The organism is Aeromonas sp. HMWF017 (assembly GCF_003061465.1).
Lineage (GTDB): Bacteria > Pseudomonadota > Gammaproteobacteria > Enterobacterales > Aeromonadaceae > Aeromonas > Aeromonas veronii.
Genome location: NZ_QAJD01000069.1, coordinates 1 through 8,284, shown reverse-complemented (window position 1 = coordinate 8,284; position 8,284 = coordinate 1). Strand labels below are relative to the sequence as shown.

Annotated in this window: 3 protein-coding genes; 2 read left to right on the top strand and 1 reads right to left on the bottom strand. The window is 58.8% G+C overall.

Annotated elements, in window-relative coordinates; translation table 11 throughout:
* Positions 1 to 5,420, bottom strand: a 5,420-nt coding sequence (locus tag DBR30_RS07125) for a retention module-containing protein (protein ID WP_258224317.1), incomplete at its 3' end; no start/stop codon positions are given.
* Between the two features lie 723 nt (positions 5,421 to 6,143).
* On the opposite strand from DBR30_RS07125, the gene nrfA reads away from it, so the two are divergent.
* Entirely contained in the window at positions 6,144 to 7,580 is a 1,437-nt protein-coding gene (gene nrfA, locus DBR30_RS07120) for an ammonia-forming nitrite reductase cytochrome c552 subunit (RefSeq protein WP_375061279.1), read from the top strand.
* A gap of 52 nt (positions 7,581 to 7,632) precedes the next feature.
* Positions 7,633 to 8,232, top strand: coding sequence for a cytochrome c nitrite reductase pentaheme subunit (nrfB, locus tag DBR30_RS07115; protein WP_108540953.1), 600 nt, complete (start codon positions 7,633 to 7,635; stop codon positions 8,230 to 8,232).
* Positions 8,233 to 8,284 lie beyond the last annotated feature (52 nt).

Sequence of the window (8,284 nt, the reverse complement as noted above, 5' to 3'; positions counted from 1 at the left end):
ACCTGGCCACCGGCGGTTCCGACCAGCTGGCCGGTTGCGGGATCGACGGCAAAAGTGACCGGGTTACCGTGGCTGGTGAGACCGGTCAGGGTGCTCTGGATAGCGGCGATGTCAAAACCGAGAGAGTTAGGGTCAAGGGCATCGCTGCCGTGCGCGACCGAGAAACTCATGGTGCTGACCGCGGCTGCCTCACCTTGCGCCATCTCGGTGATGGTGGTGCCGGTCACGGCGGAGATGGTCGGATTGGCACCATCCCCCACCGCAACCGTAATGGTGGAGGAGACCCTGTCACCATCGCTGTCGAGCAGGGTAAAGCCTGCCTTGAGCAGGCTGTCGGCACTGCCCTGATCCAGCGGTTGATGGAGGGTAAAGCTGTATTTGCCATCGTTACCGAGGGTCAGCTCAAACACCAGCTTGCCATCTGGGGTACGCCCCTCGATACGATGATCGGCCACCGTGATGGTCACGGCCTGCTTGCCCGAGGTGAACCCTTGCAGCCCCGGCTGATTGGCGTCGAAGGTGATGCTGGCTAGCGGATCGCTGCCAGCCGTGATAGCCAGATCACCGTCAAGGGTCTGGCCCTGCTGCCAGTTGCTATCTTCGGTGAGCGTGAGGGAGACTGGATTAACCTGCGGCAAGGCTCCATCGGTAATGGTGATATTGAGGGTGCCGAGATTGCTCTTGTCGCCGTCAAAATCTGAACCCTGTACCTTCAGGCCAAGATTGAGGCTGTTGGTCGCTTCCGGCTCGTCAAACACGCCGGTCAGGGAGACGTTGTATTTGCCATCCAGTCCGATGGTAACGGTGAGGATTGCCTTGCCCTGCCAATCCTTGACGATCAGCTGGTTGTCCTGAACCTCGTAACTCGTCGCCTTGCCCTGGCTGGTGAGCCCCGCCAGCGTCGGTTGGCTCGCCTCAAAGTTGAGGGAGACCAGACGATCGCTCCCCACCGTCACCGGCAGCTGACCATCGATGCTCTGGTTACCCCCCTCTTGCAGGGCGCCCCCTCTATCGAGACCGAGCACAGGGTCTGCGCTATCACTTACCGTGATAGTAGCGGTACCCTGATTTTTGCTGCCGTCGCTGTCGGTGACTTCGACCGGCAGATTCAGCTCCAGCTTGTTGTCTGCACCGTGATCCAGGTTGGTATGCACCGTTACCTGATAACCGATCTCTGCGCTGGTGTGAGCGGCGATGGTGGCGGGCACTGTGGGGATGGAGACCGTCATGACTACCAGACCGCCACTGGTCACTGCCTGGAAGGTGTGGCCATCCGTCCCCACCGCTTTCCAGGTCAAGGCTTCGCCATTGTGGGTAATGGCCTTGCCGCTGGCATCCATGACCTGGCCGGAGAGGGTCACTCGCACATCGGTCACCGGATCCGAGTCGGCCTTGATGGTGATCTTGCCGCTCGCCAGCTGGTCATCGGTGGCCGAGTTGGCACCATCGAATCGCCCTTCGCTAAGGGTCACATCGGTCAGAGTGAGGGTCGGTTGCTCCCCTTCCCCAATCTGGATATTGAGGATGCCGCTGGTGCTGTCGTTGTTGCCACCCGCCTTGTCGTAGTCGTTGACGATCACCTTGATCGGCAGCTCGGTCACCGCATTGACGCCCTGATGGAGCCCCTGATAGAGGGTCACCTGATAGTCAAACCCGTTCTTGCCCGCCTGATTGAGGTTGCCAACCAGCTTGACCTCAAACACCTCGACCCGTTGGCCATCGACCATCACATAGCCCTTGATCAGCTGACTGCCGGGGATGGCGGGATCCCCATCAACCAGCTCGTATTTGACGCTCTGGCCGAGGGCAGTGAGTACCGGTTGCTGGTTGGCATCGGCAAACGCCACCTCGACGACCCGATCCGACCCGGCTTGTACGTCAAAGTGACCGCTTTGACTCAGGCTGTTGCTGCCGGTGAGGTCCCCCTCATCCAGGGTCACACCGGTGCCCGGGATAAAGCTCGGCGCCTTGCCGTCCACGATGGTGAGCGGCAGCGTGGTACCGATGCGATCGCCATCCTTGTCGGCAAGGGTAACGGCCAGCGGCAGGTTAAGGGATTCGCTCCCCTTGTGATCCAGCTCGCCGCTCAGGGTGACCTTGGCGGTGACGCTCCAGTTGCCGTTGTTATCGACCAGGCTCAGCTCGGCGCGCAGCACCACCTGCCCACCGGCGGTTCCGACCAGCTGGCCGGTTGCGGGATCAACGGCGAAAGTAACCGGGTTACCGTGACTGGTCAGCCCAGTCAGGGTGCTCTGGATGGTGGCGATATCAAAACCGAGAGATGCGGGATCAAGGGCATCGCTGCCGTGCGCGACCGAGAAGCTCATGGTACTGACGGCGGCCGCCTCCCCTTGCGCTATCTCGGTCATCATGGTGCCGGTCACGGCGGAGATGGTCGGGTTGGCGCCATCACCTACCGCCACGGTTATGGTGGAGTGGACCTTGTCGCCATCGCTGTCGAGCAGGGTAAAGCCCGCCTTGAGCAGGCTGTTGGCACTGCCCTGATCCAGCGGTTGATGGAGGGTAAAACTGTATTTGCCATCGTTACCGAGGGTCAACTCAAACACCAGCGTGCCATCGGGGGTATGCCCCTCGATACGATGATCGGCCACCGTGATGGTCACGGCCTGCTTGCCCGAGGTGAACCCTTGCAGTCCTGGCTGGTTGGCATCGAAGGTGATGCTGGCCAGCGGATCGCTGCCCGCGGTGATGGTCAGATCGCCGTCAAGGGTCTGCTCCTGCTGCCAGTTGCTATCTTCGGTGAGCGTGAGGGAGACAGGATTAACCTGCGGCAAGGCACCGTCGGTAATGGTGATATTGAGGGTACCGAGATTGCTCTTGTCACCGTCAAAATCTGAGCCCTGTACCTTCAGGCCAAGGTTGAGGCTGTTGGTCGCTTCCGGCTCGTCAAACACACCGGTCAGGGAGACGTTGTATTTGCCATCCAACCCGATGGTGACGGTGAGGATCGGCTTGCCCTGCCAATCCTTGACGATCAGCTGGTTGTCTTGAACCTCGTAACTCGTCGCCTTGCCCTGGCTGGTAAGCCCCGCCAGCGCCGGTTGGCTGGCCTCAAAGTTGAGGGAGACCAGACGATCGCTCCCCACCGTCACCGGCAGCTGACCATCGATGCTCTGGTTGCCACCTTCTTGCAGCTCGACCCCCTTGTCGATATCCAATGCAGGATCACTGCCGTCGTTGATGATCAGCGTCAGGTCAGCGCTGGTGCTGTCGCCATCGATCTCGTTGGCGCTCACCTGCAACCCAAGCGAGAGGCTGTCGCTACCCTGATGATCGAGCGGTCCGGTGAGGGTGACCACCACCCGACCACCCAGATCGCTGCCCTGCTGCTCCGCATTCAATTCTGCACGCAGCACCTCCACCCGTTTTCCGCTGCCATCCAGGTAGTAGCCCAGCAGGGTGCGATCACCGGCAAATTCGAACGTCAGCGGATGGCCATCGCTGGCAAGACCCGAGCCGTTGAGGGTAGCCAGGGTGTCACCCTGATTGCTAAACACCAGCGAATCCACCAACAACGGATCGACACCGTGTTTGACCACAAAGTTGCTCTCCCCGACGACGGCTGCGCCGTTGGTAAAGGCATCTTCGGTCAGGGTAATGGGCGGGAGATCAAAGTTAAAGCTGGGCGGATTACTGTCCACCAGATTGATCACCAGCGGCGCTTTCACCAGATCACCATCGCTGTCTCGGTATTCGAGGTTGAACGGCAAACGAAGGGTATTTTGGCTGTGATCCAGACTCTGACTCCAGACAATGCGATAGCTGCCGTCATTGTTGAGGGTCAGGGTGAAGACAGTCGACCCACCGGCACTGGCAGTCAGGGTCTGGCCATTAATGGAGTAGCCAAGCGGCACACCTTGGCTGACGAGCCCCAGCCCTTCCAATGCACTCTGGTCAGCGGCGAAGGTGACCTGCAGATTGCCATCGACGCCAGCACCGGTATTGAGGCTACCGGTCGCCGTGACAGGGCCATTGGCCAGCCCGGTTTCAGATAGCGTGAGCGTCTCGCTCTGGCCGATCAGAGGCGCACCGTCCAAGGCCGAATTACCCGCCAAATCGGTGACGCTGGCCCGCACTTCAAAGGATTGATTGATACCGGAGAGATCCAGGGCGCTCACCTGCCAGCGGCCATCGGCTCCCACCAGTGCCGAGGTGGTCAACAGCGGCTGGCCATTACTGTCGACCAGAGTGATGGTAACGCTCTGACCCGCTTCCACATTGCTGGTGGAGCCGCTCAGAGTCGCGCTGCTGTTACCAAACAGGGCTGTGGAATCGAGATCATCGATATCGATGAGTGCCTGGGTATCGACATTGATAACAAGCGTATCGCTGGCGCGGTTGCCAGCAATATCCACGGAATTGACCTGAAACTGGTACTGGCCATCGGCCAGGGTCTGTGGCAACTGATATTGCCAATTACCGGCGGCATCCACCGTCAGGACGGTGAGCACGTTGCCGCCAAGGCTCAGGGTCACGGTGGCACCGGGCTCCCCCTTCCCTTGCAGCAACGGGGTATTGTCACGGGTCAGGTCATCGGTCTGGCTGGCGCCGGTGTCACTCTCATCGGCGAGATCGAGTGTGATGGTGGTGATGGTATCGAGCAGTGTCTGTCCGGTGTCGCTGGCATTGTTGCCCGCCTGATCCTGGGTATTGGCCACAATCTGCAACGGGCCATCCACCAGTTTACCGGTTACATCGCCAAAATTGGCTTCCCAGACCAGGCCGGGCAGTACCACGGTCGTCACCATCAGTGAGTTTCCCGCCTGATCGATAAGAGTGACGGTGACCGGTTGGCCCACCTCCACATCATCCACCACACCACGAATGATGACGTCCACCGCTTCATCGGCGTTGATGATGTTGTCGCTGGTTTGGGGTTCGGTGATGGTGATGGCGGCAAAGAAATCGCGCTCTTCAGAAAACAGCAGCTCATCGCCCACCGGTTGCACAGCATAATCGGTATCAAAACCGGCCTCGGCCAGGGTGGCATCATTGGTACGATCGACCACCACAAACCCACCCGAGCTGGAACCAGCCACACCACCGATATTGCCTGCAGCAGGCGCTGCGATACCGGCGGCGGTCTCCTGGAACAACTCGGTCGGATCGATACCCTGACGGATCGCCTCCTGCAACGAGGCCAGTTCCGGATCGGCAGATTGCCCATCAGCAGCAGGCGTGACGGGCTCAGGTTTGGCGGCCGTTTCTTGCTCGCCAGCAGGATCACTGCCCGGCTCGGCTAGCTGAAAATTGCTCCCTTGAACGGATTGCAGGCGATCCCCCGGCTGCAGCGCCATCCCCACCTTTGCTCGCATGACAGATCCATCTGCACTGATGACAAACACGGAGCCCTCGAGTTGGGTGATCACCGTGGACTTTTCAATTTGCAACTCTGCCATACAACCTCCAGCAAAACTTTAATCACCAACATCAGTACCTACAGGGTACTTGTCTGTTCAATAATCATACCGCACCAGACTGTATGGGTCTTTTCGCTATTTTCGACAATGGTTGCAATAAAATGGCCATAACTTACAAGATTGTGCATCTAACAGGCCTTTTTAAATGAAATGAGATTTGGATGACCCCAATCACATCACCTTTATTAATAGGTTTATCAGTCTATATATCCCCATTTCTATCACTTGGCGAGAAATTAGCCTCTAACCTCGGTGAACGAACCATAATCCCTAGACCAAAAGCCCATACCGCAACACTGCAATTTTGCATATAGAACCAGTTAAATGCATAGTTAATTACGGACGTTCTAAACCATAGCGCTGGCAAGTTGCATAAGCAGAAAAATGAAACGTGCGTGACGGCATCTATCAAATATCCGCCATAAGATATTCAGCAGTTAACAAAGAATTGAGTTTCCATAAAATTTAATCCAGATCTCATTTCAACGATCAATCCTGCGCCCCAATTGATCTGGCACAACTCTCCCGACGATAAATCATCATTAAATTTACCTATTTGTTAGGGTACGTCTCGAGCAATCAGGTATTGCGCGGTTTTATTCACCGTCAATCAGACCTCTGCCCACCCTGCCAAAAGGGGATGAAATCCACGCAACAAGATGGAATCGGGCAGATCGGAACATTTATCTGGGAGTGATAAACGTGGGTTCACAACACAGGCATACCAAACTGGGGCTCGCCGCCCTGCTGCTGATCAGCTGGCTTGGCGCCAGCGGCTGGGCACAGGCTGATGAAGCAATCACCAAGGGCAAGATAGAGGCGCGCAGCGAGCTGTTCGCCAAGGATCACGCCGATCAGTTCACCAGCTGGAAAGGCACCAGCGAGAGCCGCGAGCGCACCGATGCGCTGGCGGAAGATCCCAACATGGTGGTGCTGTGGGGCGGCTACCCCTTTTCCAAGGATTACAACAAACCGCGGGGCCACTTCTATGCCCTGACCGACGTGCGCGAGACCCTGCGCACCGGCGCACCCAAGACCGCCGAAGATGGCCCCCTGCCCATGGCCTGCTGGAGCTGCAAAGGCCCGGACGTGGCCCGCGTTATCGACGAAAAAGGCGAGGATGGCTACTTCAAGGGGATGTGGGCAAAAGGCGGGCCGGAAGTAGTCAACACCATCGGCTGCGCCGACTGCCACGACACCGCCTCGAAGGAGTTCAAGGCGGGTAAACCTGCCCTGCACCTCTCCCGTCCCTATGCCGATCGGGCCATGACCGCCATCGGCAAGCCGTTCAAGGAGCAGGGGCGCTTTGATCAGCAGTCCCAGGTGTGCGGCCAGTGCCACGTGGAGTACTACTTCAGCGGCCCCACCAAGGCGGTCAAATTCCCCTGGGACAAGGGCACCACGGTTGAGCAGATGGAGGCCTATTACGATGAAATCGGCTTTGCCGACTGGACTCATGCCCTCTCCAAAACCCCCATGCTGAAAGCCCAGCACCCCGAGTACGAAACCTGGCGCGCCGGCATTCACGGCCAAAACAACGTCGCCTGCGTCGACTGCCACATGCCCAAGGTGCAGAACGAACAGGGCAAGGTCTACACGGATCACAAGGTGGGCAACCCCTTCGATCGTTTCGAGCAGACCTGCCGCAACTGCCACACCCAGAGCAAGGAGATGCTGCAAGGGATCGTCAAGCAGCGCAAAGAGGCGGTGATCGAGACCAAGCTGAAGGTCGAGAAGCAGCTGGTACACGCCCACTTTGAAGCCAAGGCGGCCTGGGATGCCGGCGCTACCGAGGCGCAGATGAAGGATATTCTGCAGGACATCCGTCACGCCCAGTGGCGCTGGGACTACGCCATCGCCTCCCACGGGGTGCAGATGCACGCCCCCGAAGTGGCCCTCAAGGTACTTGGCAGCGCGCTGGATAAAGCCGCTGACGCCCGCACCAAGCTGGTGCGCCTGTTGGCCAGCAAGGGGATCAGCCACGAAATCGCCATCCCCGACATCTCCACTAAGGAGAAAGCACAAGCGGCCCTTGGCATGGATATGAAGCAGTTCAACAGCGACAAGGCGCAGTTCCTCAAGACCACGGTCCCCACCTGGGATGCCGAGGCCAAAGCGGCCGGACGGCTGGCACAGTAACGGCGCCTGCGGGCCGGCTCCAAGTCGGACCCGCAGCGGATGGAGGCTTCCTATGGGTGATTTAACGATGGATTTCTTACGACTGATGCTGATGGCAGCCATGCTGCTCACCAGCCTGCAGGGTCAGGCGGCCGAGCCGGCAGCAGCCCCTGTTCCAGCTACACATGAGGTGGAATTTTTACGCAATCCCGACAAAGCCTGCACCGACTGTCACAAGGAGCAGAGCGAGGGAATGCACGGCAAGCATGGTCAGGCGACCAATCCCAACAAGCTCAAACCGGTGACCTGCACCAACTGCCACGGCCAGCCCTCCCCCCAGCACAGGGAAGGGGTCAAAGATGTGATGCGCTTCAGCCACAGCCTGAAGGATAAAGAGAGCATCAAGCTTTATCCCATCAGCGAGCAGAACGGGGTCTGCATGAGCTGCCACGAGCCCAAAGAGCTTCGCGAGGCGCTCTGGGTCCACGACGTGCACGCCACCAAGCTCACCTGCACCAGCTGCCACCAGTTGCATCCGGCCAAGGAGCCCATGGTGGCGATCCCGGAAAAATCCCGCATCAAGCTCTGCGTCGACTGCCACAGCAAGCAGCATGAGGCCAGCAAGGCCCGGCAGGAGCAGTCCAAACCGGCTACCGGCAAGGAGGCATCATGAGCTGCTCTCGCCGTGACTTTATGGCGGGCATGGGCGCGGGGGCCCTTATAAT